Raw genomic sequence first — 18967 nt, 5'->3', positions numbered from 1 at the left:
TTCATCCCACTTGCTCCTGTGCTTCGATCATGGCTTTTCGTGCAATTCCTTGAATGATACTGAGTGCATCATGCTTGGGCGCTGCTGCATGATAAACGAGCGCATTTGTTGCTGTTTCAAAAATCATTGCTAAACTTTCGCGCTTAACCAAAACAAAACCTTCCGACACCGCTTGGGCTTTGGCATCACGTTTTGCACGTAACCACATAACCCCACCAGTATTTAAAACTTCAAAAGCGAGCTCTTTGTCTTCATCTTCTGAAAACTCACTTTTGATTTCATAATCGCCAGTGTTTTCATTGAAATTGAAAAATTGCAGAAGGTGAGAGTGAATAAACTCAGCTTCAAATAGCGGTTTTTCTAAAGCCCACCGAGCTTGTTTTTCTTGAATATCCATCACGCCACCTCATAGAAGTGCTTAGCTTCTTCAAAATCAGAAGTAATTAACTCAGCACTATCTTTGTAGCAGTGCACGATTTCACCGTACTTAAAAACTTGTTCGGCTTGCTGCATGTTTTTGCACTGATACATCGGCTCTTTAAACCAGTCTTCTGTATAAAACATTTGTTCCTGGTGGTCTTTGGCTGTGCCTTCCCATTCTTGAACCTGAAAGTATTCATCAAATGACTCAATCATGAACTGATTGCCTTCAGCCTTAGTCATAGTTCTGTAGCGAGCCAAAGCACGTTCAGCAATTTCTTTTGATGCAGCAGGTGACTGCTCATGAGGACTATCATCTTCAGGGCAGATTCCTACGCACCACAATTTGTTATCTTCCATCACGCCACCTTCGCCATCTTTAATAAATTATGTTGATGCTGACAAGCCAAATACCTACCAACCATTGCTGATCTTAGATTCAAAATGAACTGCTTATCATGGTTAAGCCACTGTTTTAAAAATACTTGGTAACGCTCAACTAGATATTCATTCATGTTGTAATGGCTTTGAGTCTTGCCATTTTCACAATAGATAATGCCGACCTTATCACCTTTTGTAGCAGTTACCCGGTTGCGTTTCACTTTAATGCCGTGACCACCACGATCTAACCATTCGATGAATGGCGACGATAAAGAGTCGGGTAGAGTAATTTTTTTCATGCTGCACCTTCCCACTTTTCATAAGGTAAAATACGAGCATTTACAGAACGGTCAATTTTGATCTTATCGATAGAGTCAACCATCAAGTTATTACGCTTAATTGCTTGTTCTGCATGAGAGCCAGTAGGTGCTTCAACACGACCACGGATAAAACCACGACCACCTTGTACTTTTGCCTTATAAGCCCAGATATATAATTTAGGAGTATTCATAGTGCCTCCAACGCTTTGCGTAAATATTTATCAAGTTCAGGTTGTTTGAGTAACCAAGACACATAACTCTTCTCTAAGTCTTTTAGTGCTGTGCCTTTATGTTTACCGAAACTTATTTCTTTAGGAATTCTTGCTGTTTCAGATATAAGATGTAATGAATTCATATCCTTAATACCAAGACATTCAACCAATGCTTTTAAAATCACACCTGTAAAATAGATATCAGCTTTTGCATTATGTGCATGTTGTAAGTGTTTACGCGCTTTCTCTTGATCTTTCATAACGTTGTAGTACAGAGCACCCAACGTATGGCTATCAAGATTTTTCCAAGCCATTCGAGCAAGTGCCAAAGTGCAGATGCTTTTCACATCGATTGACGGATCACATAGCTTTACTGCCTGAATGTCATAATCAATGTTATGACCAATCATGTACTGCACAGTGTTTGGTAAACGAAACACTTCATAACTAGGCTTTTGAGCAATATCACTTTCAAGAATATGATGAGTTGCTTTAGCACCTAATGAAATTGGTTCAGGGCAAGAAAAGAACTCATCAAATGCCTGGTTAATATCAGCAACCAACATACCCTGCTCAAATGAGCAAGGCATGTAAGCAATTTCAATCGGGTACCCGTTTAAAGCATGAGTTTCCGTGTCTAAAATTACTGCGTTCATGCAACAGCTTTTCCTTTGTTAATAATGCTTGCTTTAACAGCTTCAAAATGTTGAGCTTCAATACTTATAAGACTGTCAATTCCGTTGTTTTCACAGAACGTCATTACATCGATACCAGCTTGATTTAATAGGTCCTGAAGTTCGTCACGTTGAGCATCTGTGATTTTTGACTGAACAATCTCAATTTCAATCCATTTAGTGCTTTGTTTGTTGTAGGTAAAGCCTAACTGGTAAGCAAAATGCTTCATGCATTCCCACATATTCTTAAAGTTTGGATGTTCTTGTTTGAGTTCAGACATAAGGGCATTAAAGTCACTAGGATATTTAGCCTCCACACATGATTTTTCCCACTGTTCCCATTCAAGTTTTAATTTTTGAGCTTCCTGTTGTTCAGGTGTCATTGTATTTAATGTTGTTTTGACTTTTTCAATGAGGTCCCCAAGAAAGTGACTATTTTGACTTTGTCTTAAGTCTGGTACAGGAACATTTCCCAAACTGCCAGCATCCTTAGAGTGATAACCTTCTTGTGATTCAAATTTTAAAACACGCTCTTGAATACCTTGCTTATTTGTTTCTAAACATAGATAAGCCATAGCATCACATAAACGATAAATCTCCTGACGATTTTTACCGCCCAAATCAGGTCTAATTAGAGTAAGATTATCGTTTTTATCCTCTGTTGCATGTGCGATAAAAACTACATCACGACCACTTGTAATGATTTTGTTTACGAAGGTGCTAAACATTGTGTTAGCTACACCCTGTACATTAAGTTTTAGAGAGCCATCACCTTTTGTATTTTTTCGATCATTTGCAAGGTGAGCTTTAATTAAGTCAAGTACACGTCCGATGGTATCAAAAACAACAGTTTGATAACCCTCTAAATCTGCTGTAGTAATATTTGCAATATCATTCCAACATTCTGCAACCACAACATCCGCACGACGATTAGCACCAGTTCGATATGCACCTTTGTCAGCATCAATAACGAGTGCTTTATTAGCAGTCATACCAAGAGTTGTTTTATACATACCTGGATCACCATAAAAATAAAGCTTGATTGCATTTACAGTAATAATTTGAGCAGGAGTAATAATATTTAAAGCCATGATGATTCCCCTCAATTCCAACCAGTAGAGTTATTCCAACCACGCCCACGATTATGTTTATAAGCTCGACGCTCATAAGATGCGATGTGTGATTGTTGAAGACCTATTGCTAATTTTTTACGACGCTGAAATTGTTTTTCACGATCAGAAACAATTTTCTCTAGACTTAAACGTAAGTCAGATTTCAAGTTTTCGAGAGTAAGTAACCAGCTCACATAGCTTGGTTTTAGTTCTGAAATTGGAGTGCCAGCATACTTACCGAATGGCATGACGACAGTAGAATTATTCACTTCGCCACCTCCACAGCTTTTACAATCGCTTGGACTTGATTTGCTGATTCGCGCTCAGCAGTTTTGATAAGCATTAAGCCAAGACCAAAAAACACAGCAATAAGAAAAATCCACGCAAATAAATTGCCTGTAGCCGTACCTTTTTTACCGTACATTTCTTCGTGAGTTGGTTCACGATAAAGGATTTGAGAGGTCATGCCTTTATCCGCAGGGATGGAGATTTGACTCTGAATAGGGAATTGCTTCATAATGATCTCGCTATTTAGCAAAGCACCTGTCCGTCGAAAAGTTAGGTGCTTTTTTGTTGTTTACGAGGTTTAGTTTACCAAAGGAAACTTTATTGTCAATAAGAAAGTCAACAAAAGGAAACTTATTTTTAATTATGGAAACTTTTATGTTTTAACAGACAAAAGAAAACCCACACTGGGTGGGTTAGATAAATTGATGTAGATGTGATTAGATTATGCTACTGCCTTATCCCATTCATAAATTCCACTAGCTAGACCTTCTAGTGATGTTGAGCTATATAGTTCAATTCCTTGTGGTCTTAATGTCCTATCCAATTTATCAATAATTTCATCAATTTGATCAATACGGTGAGATTTTAAATTTTTTAAATTTTCTTCATTTGGCTTTAATATGAATAGATAAGGTTCTCTTTTTAAATGATCAGACGCTGTTCGTAAATCATTAATAGCTTGGAGATAGTCCATTTTAATCCTAGCAGGATCTGAAAAAACAACACTGGCCCAATTACCTACAACATTTGAGTTGTTCGGTCGCAATGGTATGTGAATATTTTGTTGATTAATCTCTATGAATCTAGATGTAGGAATAAGTTTATCAAAACTTAGACCATCATGATCTTGACGTTTTAACTCATCTAGTAAACTGTTACTTAATTGTTGAAAGTTAAATGAATTAAATCCGGTATTATTTCTTTTTTTTGAGATAATTGGGCGACCAAGAGGTACAGCTATTTCAAATAGATGGTCAATTAATTGACTACCGCTTTTACCACGAATGAATCCACGATTATCAAACACTAATTGGTCTGATAGTTCTAAGCACTCATCATTAGCTAATGATTCTGCTAGTTTTGTAATACGTTGAGCATGAAATTTCATTTCCTCCCCAAACATGCATGAGAATCGATTAAAATTATCACCATCAATTGTGCGAATAAAAACTTCAGTGTCTGTTTTTAATACAACACCGATATTAAAAAACTCTTGTGAAGTTAAATCAGGGGTCCACTTAATAGTCATCCACTCACCAGTAAGTAAAGTGGTTGTTTTATTTTTAGATAAACGTTCAATTAAAGACATTTAAGCCACCAGTCCTATTCGATTAGCAAATACCACACTAGGTTGTTTGCAACGATGATGAAGAAATTCATCTAAATATTTTAAATAAATTGAGTGATCTTTTTCGGGTATATTAGATATTTCTAAAATATTTTTCCACCAAACTTGTAATTGTTGTTGTATAGATATGAAAGCTTGTTCATGTTTTGTTATAGCATCAACAGCTTGGCTTTTAACTGTAAAGCTTGTTAACTTTTTTAAAGCTGAGTATTGATCAAGCATCACAAGTAGTTTGTTGAAGAAAAATTGATTTTTATCTAAATCATTTAAATTAGATAACCAATCAATCCTTCCTAAAATTTCACCATGATCAATGATCCCCATATTCCCATCCCCAGTCATAACAATATTACCAATATTACGATCATCATTTGCGATAAAATCATCAAATGCTATGATTTGAGGTATATTATTTTGCGTGCAAATTAAGGATATGGCATTTATGTACTTTTTGTTTGTATTATCGATATCTTTCTCAAGAGATTCAATTGATTTGTTAAGCTGAAAAATACCAGCAACACTATCACCACATTCGGAAGTTACCCAAACCCAAACATCTGTATTTTCTTGATTTTTTTTAATCCCATAGTCTTCGAAAAACAACTCATTCAATGGCATTAATGCAGCACTGCCAGGTTGTAGTATCCCAATAGCATTACCTAATAAAAAGCCTGTAACTTCATTGAAAATTTTTCTTATACGCTCTTGCTTTGGGTAAACTTTGACATAACATTTACGTATTGATCCATCATCCCACTCTATACTTGCTTTGCGTGTAGCCCCCATTTGACCACCACTAATTAGTTCATGAGTTGTTATATAAGATGTGTCTGGTAAAACAGATATACTCATTTCTTTAACCTTTTAAGTGTGCCCGATCTTGATGTAAATAATTAATCGGGATTGTACTTTTATTAACTTTCCCTGCACAAAATGAGGTGATATTTGTTTAGTCAATAAACTTGATCTCGAATGTTTATCACTTCGAATACTTTTCTAAAAACTCATCTATCCATCCTTGAGCAGTTTCAAGGTTGGTTATGTCTGACAGTTTTAGATTAGTGCCTTCCGCTTCGTTAAAGCCTTCAATGATTGCTTCAAAGATATTCAATTCATTGATAGTTTCATTTGCTATTTCTGAAGCGTCATAGCTCTGCTTGGCTTTCTTGAGTGAAGCAATTTGCTTATCAATTCCTACGCCAATTTTATCCAAGGCCAATTTAAATTCTTGACGATTAATTGTTAGTGCGGTTTTGGATTTATTAAGTGTTGCGATCATTTTGGATTCCTTTTTTATTATCCAGCTCGCCAAAATTGACGACCCATAACTCTAAAATTTAAGCCATTTTGTTCTGATACTTCTCGATCACGATATTTGGGATTAAGACTATGTAGTGTTAGTTTTCCGCCTTCTTCTTTAAATATCTGCTTAATCATGCCTTCACCTTCAAAATAAACAGCATAAATTTCGCCATCTATAATTTCTGTTTGAGACACATCAATTCCAACCATATCTCCATCATGAATGAAGTCAGACATACTATCGCCCTTAGCTTTAATGATGCGCATATTAGTTGGGTCTACATGTTTTCTTTGAAAAAATGATGGAGGAAAGGGGAACTTCCCGTTAATAACATCAAAGTGAAATTCTATAGCTTCGCCGGTACCACAAGAAAAATTAGCTTCCACAACATCAATCCAAATAAATCCGTTTTCAGTTTCATAATCAACAACAGTAGGCTTGTGCATCTCATTAACATCAAAAGAAGCATCTAATTTTGTATTTAATCCATGCTTATCTATGAATTCTTGCATATTGAAATTATTAAAAGGCTTTTCCTGTTCGCCAGTTAGTAGCCAGTTTTGAGATGTTTTTAGAACACTAGCTAATGCTGGTAAAAATTCAGCTTTTGGCACATTTGTTCCTGCAACCCACTTAGAAACAGCACCTTTGGTCGCTCCTGTCGCTTCAACAATATTAACTTGGCGAACCTTAAGCTCTTTCATTCTTTGAATAATTCGGTCGCTAATTGTGGCCATAAAAAAATCCTCTCTAATGTTTCCTATAGTAAACAGCTCTATTGATTTATGAATAAACTTATGGTTTACTAATGGAAACTATTAGTTGACAAGGGTAAACCATGACTGTAGATGAGCTAAAACTCTATTACAGAGCTAAAAATGACACTGATTTGGCTAAAAAGATTGGATACACCAAAGGTGCTATCAGTAAGTGGCGCAGTAAAGGTATCTCCCTAGAAACACAGGCCTTATTGCAACTAAAAACCAAAGGAAAAGTTAAGGCTGATCTACAAGCCTTAAGTGCATAGGAAAAATTATGAGTCTCGAAAAAGAAGATCTTCGCACAAAGCATGATCCTGAAATCATGGATAAGCTCCGTGATATTTCTGCTTATTACGGTATGGAGATGAGTAGACAAGCTGCAATCCTTTTTGAAAAAGCCATTGTTGGTGAGTGGCATATCGTTAATTTAGGGCTTGAGCGCATCAAAAGAAATGAGCGGATGAGGGGAATTGTGGTCGGTGATGGGAGTGACGGGGATAGTCAGGTCAAGTTCCCGTTACAGGTTGTAGGCAATAAAAAAGCCTGATGTATCAGATCAGGCTTCGGTAATTCAATCATCTAGGATCAAATATGAAATCAAATTTAGCACATAAACCACCAATGCCACAAGGCGAAGTGGTTTTATTTCCAAAACAAGAGCGACAAGTTATGTCGGGTAAAACGGTAACTTACCGTGAAAAACTGCTTGATCAAAAAATCCAACTTTTGAAAATGGCACTTAAAGCAAATATCCAAAACCAAACTTTGAAAAATCTGTCGAATGTTGCGAAAGCAAAGCACGACTTACTTGTTTTCATGCGAGGTGATGCATGAGTTCACAAATTCAACTTATAGCGTTAATAGATGCAATGAATGATAAGCCGATTGCTTTTAATCGTCATTATGTTCGTTTGGGCTGTGGGATCAATGGCGCATTAATGTTATCTCAAATGGTTTATTGGTCAAAACGAACTAAAGATAGAGATGGTGTTTTTTATAAAACCCAAGAAGACTGGGAGGAAGAAACTGGTCTTACTCGCTATGAACAAGAGACAGCTAGAAAGACTTTACGCAAGCTTGGTTTTGTTTCCGAAATCAAGCGAGGCGTACCTTGTAAAATACATTTTAAAGTCAATCATGATGCTCTATATCAAGCTCTTATTCAGTATGCGGAAATCCATCATTCTAGTATGTGGGATTCCAACATACTAGATTGTGAAGAACCATCAAACAGTGATGTGGAAAACCAACATACTAATACAGAGAATACACAAGAGATTACTACAGATATAAAACTAAGCCGCGCTGACCTTGAAAAAATACTGAAAGGGAAAAAGCCAGTTCAAGCATTAATGCTTATTGGTTTGAATGAAGATGTGGCAAAAAGATTTAATGAATATCGAAAATCAATTAAAAAACCATTAACTTTAGATGCTGTGATTAAGCATTATCATGAAACTTGCAATGCTGGCATATCCACGAATGATTCTGCAAAAATTGTGCTAAGTGAATCTTGGCAAGGTTTTGCAAGTAGATACAACTGGCAACATGCTTACAGTTTACTGAAATCAGACACCCAACCAATCATCCCTCAAAACTTCACTGAAGTACAAGGGGATTGGTAATGAGCAATATTCACAATATCTCAATTGAGCAATGCACACTCGCAGCGCTGATGACAGTTCAGAACTCATATGAAACAGTGATGGGTGATTTAACCGTTGATTGCTTCCATTCAACAAAGCATCAAGAGATTTTTAAAGCAATTGCTACACTTGCTGAAAACAATAAGCCTTATGACATCATCATGGTTGAGCAACAACTTAATCAAAGCAAATCAGTATTTGATGCAACTGAATATCTTATGACGATGATGACTGAGGCCCCATCAAGTTTTTACAATCTTGAAAGCTATGTTGCTGAGCTGGTGAAGTTTAAAAACCATCGTGAAGTTGAGGCAATGGGGCGTAGCATCCAGGAGACTGCAAAAGATTTATCAATTACCGATATTCATAACGCTGCTGAAAATATATTAAGCCAATCGGCATCAACTGATAAATCTGAGAAAACCAGTTTTACTTTTGAGGAAGCTTTAAAACGTGCTGGCGATCAGTTGATTCAAAAAGCAGAAGCTAAGGCAGCCAAGAAATATACAGGCGTTAAATTTAACCTTCCACACTTAGATAACTTGATTGGCACGATTCAAAAAGGCCATTTTTGTGTGATCGGTGGTCGCCCTGGTTCCGGAAAGTCCACCCTGGCTCAAATGGTTGCAATTCAAACAGCTATGCAATTTGGTGAAGCTGTACTGGTTGTGTCTGCTGAAATGGATGTTGAGACATTTACCAATCGATGCATATCAGCACTCACGCATATTCCTTTTGAGAATATCCACAACGCTGAGATTGAAGGGATGTTGCATACATTTGTTGAGGCTCAGAGTCGCTTTAGTAAATTGCCTATTCATATTGAAGATAAGCAAAAACCAACTATTGCAGAAATACACGCTTATGCACGAAAAGCAAAGCGGAATTATAAAAAGCTCGGCTGCATTATTGTTGATTACCTTCAGCTTGTAAGGGACCCAACAAAGAAAGACCGCTATCAAGAGGTTAGTTCTATTAGTCGTGATTTAAAGGCATTAGCGAAAGAGTTTGATTGCCCGGTGATTGCACTTGCACAGCTTAACCGTGAGTCAGAAAAGGGTAAACGTCCTAAACCAAGTGATTTAAAAGAATCAGGCCAGATTGAGCAAGATGCCGATCAAATTCTACTTGTTAATCCGGTTGTTGATCCTAATGAGGAGTCGACAGGTATTACTGAAATTATTGTTGGGAAAAATCGTCACGGTAAAAAAGGCATAGCAAGGGTTGTGGAGCGTTTAGATATTTGCCGCTTTATGGGAATCCAGGAGGATGTCGCATGAACAAAGTTCTCTTATTTTCTTTCATGTTGCTCGGTGCGGCTTTGGTCAAGTGGGGTGGGGTGTGAATGCATATAACAAAATTTTAACAACGCAAGTTCAAGTGCTCACTTCTGATTTTGTAGTGGTTAGTTATGGTGGAGGAACTAATTCAACAGCTCTATTGATTGAATATGTAAATCGAGGAATGCGTGTTGATTTGATTATGTTTGCTGATACTGGTGCGGAAAAACCACATACATATAAATACGTTGAGTATTTCTCTCAGTGGCTTGAGTCAAAAGGTTATCCGGCAATCAAGGTGGTTAAAGCAAATAAATCGCTAGAGCAAGATTGTTTGGATCGCAAGGCATTACCAAGTTTGGCATACGGACTTAAAACGTGTAGTCAGCGTTTTAAGATTGCACCGCAAGATAAGGCAGTAAATAACACAGTGTTTGTTGCTGGTCGAATTGTCAAAGTTATTGGTTATGACGCAGATGAACCACAACGTGCAAGCAGAACTTATGACGATAAATTCACAAGAGTTTATCCATTAATTGAGTGGGGAATGGGCCGTGATGAATGTATCCAATCTATTCGAGATGCTGGGCTAGCTTTACCAGGTAAGTCTGCTTGTTACTTTTGTCCGAACTCACGACCAAGCGAAATCAAATGGTTAGAAAAATTCCACCCTGAATTATTGGAGAGAGCATTGCTTATTGAGAAGCAGGCAGATCTCACGAAAGTTGTTGGGTTGGGTCGTAAGTTTTCTTGGAAGTCTATTCAACAGCACGAGGATGCATTTATGGCTGAGTATACGAATTTTGATATTCCGTGTGGTTGTTACGATGGTGGTGAAGCATGAGAAATCCAGAATTATTGGCTCACATGAGCTATTCAAGAACTGTTGAAAAGAATGTGATTCGTGAGCAGCTTGAAACCGATGTTAAAAAATTCCTTGCTACCGGTGGAAAGATTAAAACATTGGATCGTTCTCAGTACCAAACGTTTAGAAGTCCTTGCTTTGATAAGTCGCTAAAAGAACTTCAAAAAGTAGCGATTAAAAATAAGCGCAAAACCTTTAGTTATTGGTGTGATAAGCACGGAATTGGGCAATTTAAAGTAAAAGATGGAACTTGTGTTCGTTGTGGAGCTAAGTCATGAAAAAACGCAATAAAAAATATAACCCGAAGAAAATCGGCAATTTGTACCAAGCACAAGCCAATCAAAATCATGTGCTCGAGATGACGTTCAATATTGATGATGTAAATGAAAATATTGATCAGTGGCGTGAAGAAAACAATTTGGCTGATAAGGAGTTGACGCCAAAGCATGTGGTTTATGAGGTGTATCACGGTGATCTGATTATCTGTCTTAAAAACTTGCTAATTCCGCTAGAGCAAGAGTGGTTCTTAGGTGTTGATTCGCATTATTACAATGCTGAAACAGATGAGGTACTCACAGTACCAACTCAATTCCAAATGCCAAAAATGAGCTTTGAAGAATTTCGCTTTGGTTCTGATCTGAAGGTTGATCGGGGTCATGGCTTAAAAACTCGCTGGAAAGGGATTAATGATGAGTTGAATGAAATTCTATTATCAGAAGTTCCGGTTGGCTTTGAGCGTGTGCGTAGTGATGCACTGCTTCGCGTTGAGACGCGTTTTAATAACACAGAGGACTATCTCTACTTCAGACAAGCAAAGCTGCTTAGAAGTCAAGGAATGGCTGCATGACAAATCACGACTTGGAAGAAGAATTGTTGCTGGAACAGGGGTGGGAAACGAATGAAGATTGAAATGGGTGATCCAAAAGAAGTTGAAGTGCTTTTAAAGCATGGCCACTTTTTGCATATGAATCTTGCTGAGTTGCAGCGCGAACATGCAGAGCTAATCGCTTTCAATACTGTGCTAGATCGTAAACAGAAGGAAGCTGAGAAATTAGCTAAAAAATATGGTTGGAAGGTGCAGCAAATTGCTGACTTGCTTCGTGATCCAAGCGACAAGGAATTGACGCTAAAGGCAATTCAGACTGTGGTGGAGGTGTGCGGTGGGTGATTTAACAATTGAGCAAATGCACCAGATTTTAGATGGTGCACCTAATGATGCGACGCATTCAAAAGTTTTACTTGGTTCTGTGGGTTACTACTTTAATTCATCAAACGATGAATCACATCAAGCTGGCTTATGGATAGATGATGGTGATAATTCTTACTGGGGCCTTAGTTCATATCAAAACTGGGAATTACTTCTTGCTGATAATGGGTTTATTTCACTTGATGACCTTCGTACTGCTATTACTGAACATGAAGGAAGTGCTTCTGGTTTTGAAAAATACATTGTGGCGAAATATCCGAATAGATCAGCAAAGGTTTTAACTCATAAGCTTGAAGATGTTGATGGCACTATGTTTTATGCATGTAAGGATGTTCAAGATCAGTTTGAAGTATGGACTCATCAACAATCCAAAATCGAGCAGTTAGAAAACCTATTATCACTTGAGCGTCATAGAGCAAAAGCATTAGAAGTTGAGCTGACTAATTCTCGAAATTACAGCGATAAGCTTCATGAACAAATACATGATGCAGAACTTCAAATTGCATTGATTAAAAAATTTACCAAAGGATTGAGAAATGAATTTGATCTTTGGGCTGATGACGGTGAGGGATTTGATGCTATAGAAGCGCAAATTGAGCAGCTGGAAAACTCTTTGCGAGGTGAGTCTTGAAATTCCTGTTAATCATATTTTTATTGGTGTTATCCACTCAAGTTAATGCATCGTGCAGGTATGAGGCTCGAATCAGATTAGGGTTGGTGTGGCAGACAATAAGTATCAAGTCTGAAAAACCTCTAACAAGAAATCAGGTTATTGGTCGTCTATCTAAAAAATATAGATTTCACGATGTGGGAAGTATTGACAAGGTTAAGGGGTGTGAATGACTCGCCTAACCGTATCACAACTCCGACAACTTCAAGGTGTGGGTAAGCCTGCACCGAAGAAGAAACGCAATCCTGATCCAGCGCCAAAGATACCAGCACACCTAATCAAAGGCTTTGCAAGTGATGGATTGTTTGAAGATGACTTGCTGTTATGCGAAATCGAAATAGTGCCACCGTCAGTCAATAACTACTGGTTAGATTCAGGAAAAGCACGAAAAAGATTAAGCCTACGTGCAAAGCATTTTAAAGCTGTTATGGAGCGTTTCATTAATCCGTGTAGGTACGATGGGAAGGTGTCGGTAAACGTCCAATTTGCGCCACCTGATGCGAAAGTGAGGGATATAGACAACATAGTGAAGCCTATCTTTGATGCTTTATCAAAATGCGGTCTGATTTTAGATGATAGACAAGTGGATAAGCTGGTGGTCGAACGACTGCCAGTTCATAAAAATGGGAAGTTGATTATTTCAGTTAAGAAGGTTTGAGGTGGTGGGATGAATATTGCAGTAAATGTAGCATCGGAAAAGTTTGAACAATTTGAATGGTTGACTCATGGCATTACTGCAAAGTCACCTAATTTTGAACCACAAGCACATGGCACGGGAGAAAAACCATTGGACTATCAGGATCGCTTGGGTGCCATTGCAAGTATGGAAACTCAATTGGCAAAATCAGTAACAGCGCTAATTGTATTTGGTGGTAAATGTCAAAGTGATTATGAGTATGTGCGTAATCATTTGGCCAACATTATGATTTTAAATGCGACTAGTGATAAGAAGCGAGAGCCTGAAAATATTGGCATGTATCACTTGGCTTATTTGATTGCACGTATGGTCATTGATTTTTCTTTAAATCCTGAATTAGAAGAAAACTACACAGCTAAGGGCCGTTTATATTATGCCGGGATTGGTAGTCATATTATTAATGTTGATGCGTATCGTGTAACTTGGAAGCGCTACGAAAACTTAATGTTTTTGGCTTTGGAGTCTGCAATCGATGAGGCATCCAAGGCAATTGAAAAGTATAAAAAAAATACTTACAAAGAAATACGAGTATAGCTATTTCGTTTTAGCGAAGACTAAGGTATAGTTTTACTATACTGGTCGTATTACGGTTATCCGAGACCAAGACTAAAAAGCTCGCCAAATGGTGGGCTTTTTTGTTGTCAGGAGAAAAGTCATGAAGTTTTAACTTTGTGCTAATCGGCTTTGATTGGCAGCGTTTAGACCCTACGAAAGAGGGTACAACCCATGCAGTTCATCGAGCATGAATAGGATATGCAGGAAAGTGAAATCAGAATTGGGAGTGATGCCCCGACAAAACATATGATATCGAAACTGAAAATTGATTAGTACCGTGCCTATTAGGTGGCAATCAAAGTAAGGAGTAGCTATGGGCCACAGCATAGATCTTCTGTGGTGATCATACGCCATTAGCTCAGTTGGATAGAGCATCTGCCTTCTAAGTAGATGGTCACAGGTTCGAATCCTGTATGGCGTGCCAATGGGCCTTAAGCTTAAGTGGTATAAGCACCCTGCTCATAACAGGAAGATAATCAGTTCAAATCTGATAAGGCCCACCAGTTTTATAGGTGACTCATGAAATATATTGCATTGATTTTAATTTTAACTATGCCAGTTGTAACTAGCGCAGCGTTTATTACATCAAAGAAATGTGGTGCTGCGAGTAATGCGTTCTGTAAGAATCGTCGTTAATTCTAATTAGGTCGAATTCGCCATAATTAAACCCTTAAATCATAAGCACACATTTAGTTACCAATTCTCAAGTTAAAATGCTTTATTTAAAACCCTAATCAATTCATTTGGTTGCTGTCTTAAAATCATATAAAAATAATATTATCAATGATTTATGTTGATTTTTAAGATTGAATTGGTTGTTTGTTTAAGCTTATGTTTGTGTTTATTAACCTAGGCATAAGGACTTCAATATGATCACTACATTCACCACAACTTTTAATGATTTATTTGGTTCCACTTTTAGGAGATGGAATCCACCAAAAGATGGCATCATGGAGACAGAAATAGTTGTTTCTTCATTGGCGGGTGATGCTTTAGGTAAATTTTTAGAATATTGCAAACAACATGGGTACAAAAGCAAAGTTGAGGAAGTCAAAGATAATTTGATTTTGCTTACTGTTTATTTGAAGTAAAAAAAGCGTAATTAAATACCCCGACATTGTTCGGGGTTTCTTTTTTAGGAATAGAGAAAATGAAAGCTCAAAAACTAATAGAGAAGCTTGGGGCTGAGAAAGTCCAAGATATTCTCGATGAAGCCCATGAAGAAGCAGTCTATTACGTCGATGAGTGGACGGATAACTTTGGTGGTATTCATGGGTATTGCACAGACAAAATGATTATCGGTATTCACAATCCACATACACATTACAAACTTAGTGAATTGCGTGAAGCAATGATGGTGGCTTGATATGGAAGCAAAGGATCTTAAAGTTGGTCAAAAAGTTAAGTTAGATAAATCTTGGTGGTTGGTTCGTGTTGTACGCCATCCTTTTGTTATCTGTACACAAAGCATATTTGGTAAAGGTTATTACACCATTATCGATGTTGAAAAGAATATTCGCGGCTCTGGTACTTCATGGGAATTAGGTCACAACACTGATGACCAAATTGCTGAATCGATGTTGGCATTGCATGGTGAGCACCCAAAAGGCATTGAGCAAGAGATTTCAAGCCGAAATAATTGCCCTGTAAGTATTTTAGGAATTAAGTAGCTTAGATAAGTCTACGTTTCCTCGGTTGGATAAGGTGATTATATGACAGATAACCTGGATCAACTTAAACGCGATCTTTATCAATCAATATCTAAACACATACATTTATTCGAAGCGGCAACAGGGCAGACGATCAATGATATTGGGTAGACTATTCACCCAAATTTCACATAACCGAATGCTACTATAGGACTTCCATGAAGTGTATAGCACACTTTTGATTTCTCACCACACTCCCCAAGGTGTGGTTTTTTTTATTAAAGTACTTGAATTTTATTTTAAAAGTGATTAATTTATGCACCACTAGATTTAAGCTTTATATACCCACTTCTACTCATTTGTGGGTATTTTTTTTTATTAATATTGTAGAACACCTCTGCCACGGGAGTGGCCTTGCTCAACTGAGTAAATACCCTGATATTCTCGGGGTTTTTTTTTGAAAAAAAAACTGCAAATAGGGAAGTTTGCAGTTGATCATTGGAGTGAAGTCTTTATCGTTTTTATGCAGTAAGCATATAACTTAAATTTTAAAGATTTTGTATTTCAAATACTTCTTTTAAGTAACCAGATTGTTTTATAAATTGATTGATTGTTACAGTTTAATTCCTAAAATTTACATAACTCTACTAATTTTTTATGGAAGATAGGATATATTTAGATAGTCAATTTACTTGTTAAGTACACCCTGATTCATAGCCATGTCTTCCCCAAGACGTGGCTTTTTTTGTTGGTAAAATATTTAAAAAAACCTACATCTTTTTAGAGATGTAGGCCTAATTAAACCCTCTGGATTTATAGTGGTTTGTATTTTTATTGTTCAATTGATATTATTAGGATTTGAGATATTGTCAAACTTTTTAGACTAAAGCAGCACTAACTTAGTGTGATTATTTATAGTCATAATTACGATATTCTTTATTTATAAATTGATATAAAAATTCACTGATATTTCACATGAAATTATTCAAGATAAATATGCGGACAATACAATATGACGCATATCCGCTTTGCCACATTTTCCCCAAGATGTGGCTTTTTTCATATCTAAAGAAAGGCATTAAATAGTTGATGGAATAGAAGTAATAAATAATACCAAGCAATCGTTAAATAATTAAAATAATGATATATTTTGACCAAAGTATACTGAGATCAAATAATGTCTTTAATCAGAAAACTAAATAAAGCTAAGATTCAATACGAACAAGATTTCTCTATTTCACCTAATGTTGTATTTATTAATCTAGGTTTGAGTGAAGCTATACAGCAAGAACGCCCAGATATTAGATGGGATAAGAAGCTTTGCGGTATGGATGTCATGGTGATTAATGATATGGAATGCGAATTTGTTGTTCTTAGATTTAGTGATATTGATGAAGCTAAACGAAATATGCACAATATTATTGATGGTTATATTGTGATTGAAAAGCCCATGATTAAAATGACACCTTATGTGTCTTTTGGTGATACTCCTGAATTTAAACGCAAGGAATTAAAAATCCCCTTATCAGTTCTCAGATAGCTAAAACCTCCTTCGGGAGGTTTTTTATTAACCAAGGAAAAATTATGACAAAACACGCAGGGGCGGACAGTTTAAAAGATGATCGTCATGAACTGTTTTGCCAGGAATACTTAAAAGATTTAAACATTACTCAAGCTGGTATACGTGCAGGGTATAGCACAAAATCAGCTAAACAGCATTGCAGCAAGTTGTTTGCAAAGCCTGAGATTCAGGAACGGATTGCTTATCTCAAAGAAATTCGCATGAATGAGCTTGGTTTAGATGCATATTATGTACTGAAAAATCTTAAGTCTATTGCTGAACGCTGTATGCAAGCAGAAGCAGTCACAGATCGTGAAGGTAATCCTGTATATATTGAAGGCCCAGATGGTCAAATTCAGCCAGCTTATGTTTTTAAAGAACAAGGTGCAACTAAAGCCAATGAATTGATTGGTAAGCATATCGGCATGTTTGTTGAAAAGAAGAAGATCAATGTTGAAGTTGATCTTATGTCAGAACTTATTGACGAATTGAGCGAGGAATAATTTAAGGAGTCGCAATGGCCAAAATGACTTTTGCGGAACTTAAAGAAAAACTCAAAGACAAGTTTTGGCGTTTAAATCATCTCTACTACATTAAAGATAAGCACGGTAAAAAAGTTAAGTTCAAGATGACACAAGAGCAGCTGGAGTATTACGAAGGCATGCATAGTCGTAATGTTATTTTAAAGGCTCGTCAGCTTGGATTCACTACTGAAAAATGCATTATGCAGCTAGATACAGCAATCTTTGAAAATAAACAATGTGCCATGATTGCTCACAAGCTAAGTGACGCACAACGGTTATTCCGTGAAAAAGTTAAATTTGCATACGATTGCTTGCCACAAATCATAAAGAAAGCCAATCCACTAGAGAAGATGACCACTGAGGAAATTGTATTTTCCAAAGGTGGCTCGGTATCGGTATCAACTTCATTTCGTGGTGGTACGCTTAAAAGCCTTCATGTATCTGAATTTGGTAAGATTTGTGCAAAGTTCCCTGATAAGGCTAGAGAAATTGTCACAGGTGCATTTGAAGCCGTACCTCTTGGTGGGGTAATTACGCTTGAGTCTACTGCTGAGGGTCGAGCAGGATATTTTTATGATTATTGTCAAGAAGCTGAAAAGCTGAGTTTGCAAGGCAGAACACTGAATATCCTAGAATGGAAATTCTTCTTTTTTTCGTGGTGGAAGAATCAAGAATATTCAATCCCTGTTACTGAAAAACTAAGTGACCGATTAAAAGAATACTTTGAAAAATTAGAATCAAAGTACGGGATTAAGACCACACCAGAACAACAAGCCTGGTATGCATCTAAAGAAAAAACGCTGGGTGATGATATTAAGCGTGAATATCCATCTATACCAGAAGAAGCATTTCAACAGTCAGTCGAAGGCGCTTACTATTCAAAGCAGTTCAAGGAGTTGTATTTAAAAGGTCGTATTGGTGAATTGCCAGATAATAGCCACTTACCAGTAATGACCTTTTGGGATCTAGGGGTATCCGACTCAACAGCCATCTGGTTTGTTAGAAAGATTGGTGAAAGCTATTACCAGGTGATTGATTACTATGAAAACTCAGGCGAAGGCATGAGGCATTATTTTAAAGTGCTTAAAGATCGTGGTTATCAGTATTCAGAGCATTATGCACCACACGATATTCAAAATAGATCATTGATGAATGACGGTAAATCTCGCCTTGATATTGCGAAGGAAGGTTATGAAATTGATGGTCAAATCTATTCAGTTAAATTTAATGTAGTTCCAAATATTGGAATTATGGATGGTATTGAGCAAGTTCGCGAAATTCTGCCGTACTGTGAATTTGACGAAAATAAATGTGAACAAGGTATTTCGCATCTGGAAAACTATCGTAAAGAGTGGGATGACAAAGGTTTTTGGAAAGATAAACCACTACATGACCACACTTCCCATGGAGCAGATGGATTTAGGTATTTTGCGGTAGCGATGAGTAAGAAACCTCAAGTCACCAAAGTCGATATCCCAATTTTTGGATTTTAAT

The 18967-nt window shown here is 37.0% G+C and carries 30 protein-coding genes and 2 tRNA genes; 20 read left to right on the top strand and 12 right to left on the bottom strand.

The window, feature by feature from the left end:
* Position 1: 1 nt before the first annotated feature.
* The 12 genes from QSG86_RS15390 to QSG86_RS15335 form a co-directional block, all read right to left on the bottom strand.
* Entirely contained in the window at positions 2-397 is a 396-nt protein-coding gene (locus QSG86_RS15390; RefSeq protein WP_317032299.1) for a hypothetical protein, read from the bottom strand.
* Complete coding sequence (locus tag QSG86_RS15385) at positions 397-780, bottom strand: hypothetical protein (RefSeq protein WP_317032298.1); 384 nt, start codon at positions 778-780, stop codon at positions 397-399. Before QSG86_RS15385 ends, QSG86_RS15390 begins: the two co-directional genes overlap by 1 nt.
* Positions 780-1100 (bottom strand): hypothetical protein, encoded by a 321-nt coding sequence (locus QSG86_RS15380; RefSeq protein WP_317032297.1) that lies wholly within the window; start codon positions 1098-1100, stop codon positions 780-782. The genes QSG86_RS15385 and QSG86_RS15380 overlap by 1 nt, the downstream gene beginning before the upstream one ends.
* Positions 1097-1312, bottom strand: a complete 216-nt coding sequence (locus QSG86_RS15375) for a hypothetical protein (RefSeq protein ID WP_317032296.1) — start codon at positions 1310-1312, stop codon at positions 1097-1099. The genes QSG86_RS15380 and QSG86_RS15375 overlap by 4 nt, the downstream gene beginning before the upstream one ends.
* Complete coding sequence (locus tag QSG86_RS15370) at positions 1309-1989, bottom strand: 3'-5' exonuclease (protein ID WP_317032295.1); 681 nt, start codon at positions 1987-1989, stop codon at positions 1309-1311. The genes QSG86_RS15375 and QSG86_RS15370 overlap by 4 nt, the downstream gene beginning before the upstream one ends.
* Positions 1986-3098 carry an ATP-binding protein gene (locus QSG86_RS15365; protein WP_317032294.1) on the bottom strand — a complete coding sequence of 371 codons (1113 nt, stop codon included), beginning with the start codon at positions 3096-3098 and terminating at the stop codon, positions 1986-1988. The genes QSG86_RS15370 and QSG86_RS15365 overlap by 4 nt, the downstream gene beginning before the upstream one ends.
* Positions 3099-3109: 11 nt before the next feature.
* Positions 3110-3388: a putative quorum-sensing-regulated virulence factor gene (locus QSG86_RS15360; protein ID WP_317032293.1), complete on the bottom strand. Its 279-nt coding sequence runs from the start codon at positions 3386-3388 to the stop codon at positions 3110-3112.
* A complete protein-coding gene (locus QSG86_RS15355; RefSeq protein WP_317033353.1) occupies positions 3385-3636 on the bottom strand; it encodes a hypothetical protein in 252 nt (83 codons plus the stop codon). Before QSG86_RS15355 ends, QSG86_RS15360 begins: the two co-directional genes overlap by 4 nt.
* Before the next feature lie 213 nt (positions 3637-3849).
* Positions 3850-4716: a hypothetical protein gene (locus QSG86_RS15350; protein WP_317032291.1), complete on the bottom strand. Its 867-nt coding sequence runs from the start codon at positions 4714-4716 to the stop codon at positions 3850-3852.
* Entirely contained in the window at positions 4717-5607 is an 891-nt protein-coding gene (locus QSG86_RS15345) for a hypothetical protein (RefSeq protein WP_317032290.1), read from the bottom strand.
* Positions 5608-5734: 127 nt separating this feature from the next.
* Positions 5735-6034 (bottom strand): hypothetical protein, encoded by a 300-nt coding sequence (locus QSG86_RS15340; RefSeq protein WP_317032289.1) that lies wholly within the window; start codon positions 6032-6034, stop codon positions 5735-5737.
* A 17-nt stretch (positions 6035-6051) separates the two neighbouring features.
* On the bottom strand, positions 6052-6795 hold the full coding sequence (locus tag QSG86_RS15335; protein WP_317032288.1) for a S24 family peptidase: 744 nt from the start codon (positions 6793-6795) through the stop codon (positions 6052-6054).
* 101 nt (positions 6796-6896) lie between these two features.
* On the opposite strand from QSG86_RS15335, the gene QSG86_RS15330 reads away from it, so the two are divergent.
* The 20 genes from QSG86_RS15330 to QSG86_RS15235 all read left to right on the top strand — a co-directional run bounded on the left by QSG86_RS15330 (position 6897) and on the right by QSG86_RS15235 (position 18966).
* Positions 6897-7085, top strand: coding sequence for a hypothetical protein (locus tag QSG86_RS15330; RefSeq protein WP_317032287.1), 189 nt, complete (start codon positions 6897-6899; stop codon positions 7083-7085).
* A gap of 8 nt (positions 7086-7093) precedes the next feature.
* Positions 7094-7366 carry a hypothetical protein gene (locus QSG86_RS15325; protein ID WP_317032286.1) on the top strand — a complete coding sequence of 91 codons (273 nt, stop codon included), beginning with the start codon at positions 7094-7096 and terminating at the stop codon, positions 7364-7366.
* A 44-nt stretch (positions 7367-7410) separates the two neighbouring features.
* Positions 7411-7653: a hypothetical protein gene (locus tag QSG86_RS15320; RefSeq protein ID WP_317032285.1), complete on the top strand. Its 243-nt coding sequence runs from the start codon at positions 7411-7413 to the stop codon at positions 7651-7653.
* The gene (locus tag QSG86_RS15315) at positions 7650-8444 is read left to right on the top strand and encodes a DNA-binding protein (protein ID WP_317032284.1); all 795 of its coding nucleotides are present in this window, start codon (positions 7650-7652) and stop codon (positions 8442-8444) included. The genes QSG86_RS15320 and QSG86_RS15315 overlap by 4 nt, the downstream gene beginning before the upstream one ends.
* Positions 8444-9745, top strand: coding sequence for a replicative DNA helicase (locus QSG86_RS15310; RefSeq protein ID WP_317032283.1), 1302 nt, complete (start codon positions 8444-8446; stop codon positions 9743-9745). The genes QSG86_RS15315 and QSG86_RS15310 overlap by 1 nt, the downstream gene beginning before the upstream one ends.
* Entirely contained in the window at positions 9735-10589 is an 855-nt protein-coding gene (locus tag QSG86_RS15305; RefSeq protein WP_317032282.1) for a phosphoadenosine phosphosulfate reductase family protein, read from the top strand. The genes QSG86_RS15310 and QSG86_RS15305 overlap by 11 nt, the downstream gene beginning before the upstream one ends.
* Positions 10586-10888, top strand: coding sequence for a hypothetical protein (locus tag QSG86_RS15300; protein ID WP_317032281.1), 303 nt, complete (start codon positions 10586-10588; stop codon positions 10886-10888). The genes QSG86_RS15305 and QSG86_RS15300 overlap by 4 nt, the downstream gene beginning before the upstream one ends.
* Positions 10885-11457, top strand: a complete 573-nt coding sequence (locus tag QSG86_RS15295; protein ID WP_317032280.1) for a hypothetical protein — start codon at positions 10885-10887, stop codon at positions 11455-11457. The genes QSG86_RS15300 and QSG86_RS15295 overlap by 4 nt, the downstream gene beginning before the upstream one ends.
* 51 nt (positions 11458-11508) lie before the next feature.
* On the top strand, positions 11509-11778 hold the full coding sequence (locus QSG86_RS15290; RefSeq protein WP_317032279.1) for a hypothetical protein: 270 nt from the start codon (positions 11509-11511) through the stop codon (positions 11776-11778).
* On the top strand, positions 11771-12448 hold the full coding sequence (locus QSG86_RS15285; RefSeq protein WP_317032278.1) for a hypothetical protein: 678 nt from the start codon (positions 11771-11773) through the stop codon (positions 12446-12448). The genes QSG86_RS15290 and QSG86_RS15285 overlap by 8 nt, the downstream gene beginning before the upstream one ends.
* Before the next feature lie 208 nt (positions 12449-12656).
* Positions 12657-13145, top strand: coding sequence for a RusA family crossover junction endodeoxyribonuclease (locus QSG86_RS15280; protein WP_317032277.1), 489 nt, complete (start codon positions 12657-12659; stop codon positions 13143-13145).
* A 9-nt stretch (positions 13146-13154) separates the two neighbouring features.
* The gene (locus QSG86_RS15275; protein ID WP_317032276.1) at positions 13155-13718 is read left to right on the top strand and encodes a hypothetical protein; all 564 of its coding nucleotides are present in this window, start codon (positions 13155-13157) and stop codon (positions 13716-13718) included.
* A 368-nt stretch (positions 13719-14086) separates the two neighbouring features.
* Positions 14087-14163, top strand: a tRNA-Arg gene (locus QSG86_RS15270).
* Between the two features lie 2 nt (positions 14164-14165).
* A tRNA-Ile gene (locus QSG86_RS15265) sits at positions 14166-14242 on the top strand.
* A gap of 366 nt (positions 14243-14608) precedes the next feature.
* On the top strand, positions 14609-14830 hold the full coding sequence (locus QSG86_RS15260) for a hypothetical protein (protein WP_317032275.1): 222 nt from the start codon (positions 14609-14611) through the stop codon (positions 14828-14830).
* Between the two features lie 59 nt (positions 14831-14889).
* Entirely contained in the window at positions 14890-15105 is a 216-nt protein-coding gene (locus QSG86_RS15255; protein ID WP_317032274.1) for a hypothetical protein, read from the top strand.
* A gap of 1 nt (position 15106) precedes the next feature.
* Complete coding sequence (locus QSG86_RS15250; protein ID WP_317032273.1) at positions 15107-15409, top strand: hypothetical protein; 303 nt, start codon at positions 15107-15109, stop codon at positions 15407-15409.
* A gap of 1156 nt (positions 15410-16565) precedes the next feature.
* Entirely contained in the window at positions 16566-16928 is a 363-nt protein-coding gene (locus QSG86_RS15245) for a hypothetical protein (RefSeq protein ID WP_317032272.1), read from the top strand.
* A gap of 44 nt (positions 16929-16972) precedes the next feature.
* A complete protein-coding gene (locus QSG86_RS15240; RefSeq protein WP_317032271.1) occupies positions 16973-17452 on the top strand; it encodes a terminase small subunit in 480 nt (159 codons plus the stop codon).
* 23 nt (positions 17453-17475) lie between these two features.
* Entirely contained in the window at positions 17476-18966 is a 1491-nt protein-coding gene (locus tag QSG86_RS15235; protein ID WP_317032608.1) for a terminase, read from the top strand.
* Position 18967 lies beyond the last annotated feature (1 nt).

Origin of the sequence: Acinetobacter sp. SAAs474 (genome assembly GCF_032823475.1) — a bacterium.
Taxonomy (GTDB): domain Bacteria; phylum Pseudomonadota; class Gammaproteobacteria; order Pseudomonadales; family Moraxellaceae; genus Acinetobacter.
The sequence above is the reverse complement of the archived record's forward strand: the minus strand, read 5'-3'. Positions and strand labels throughout refer to the sequence as shown.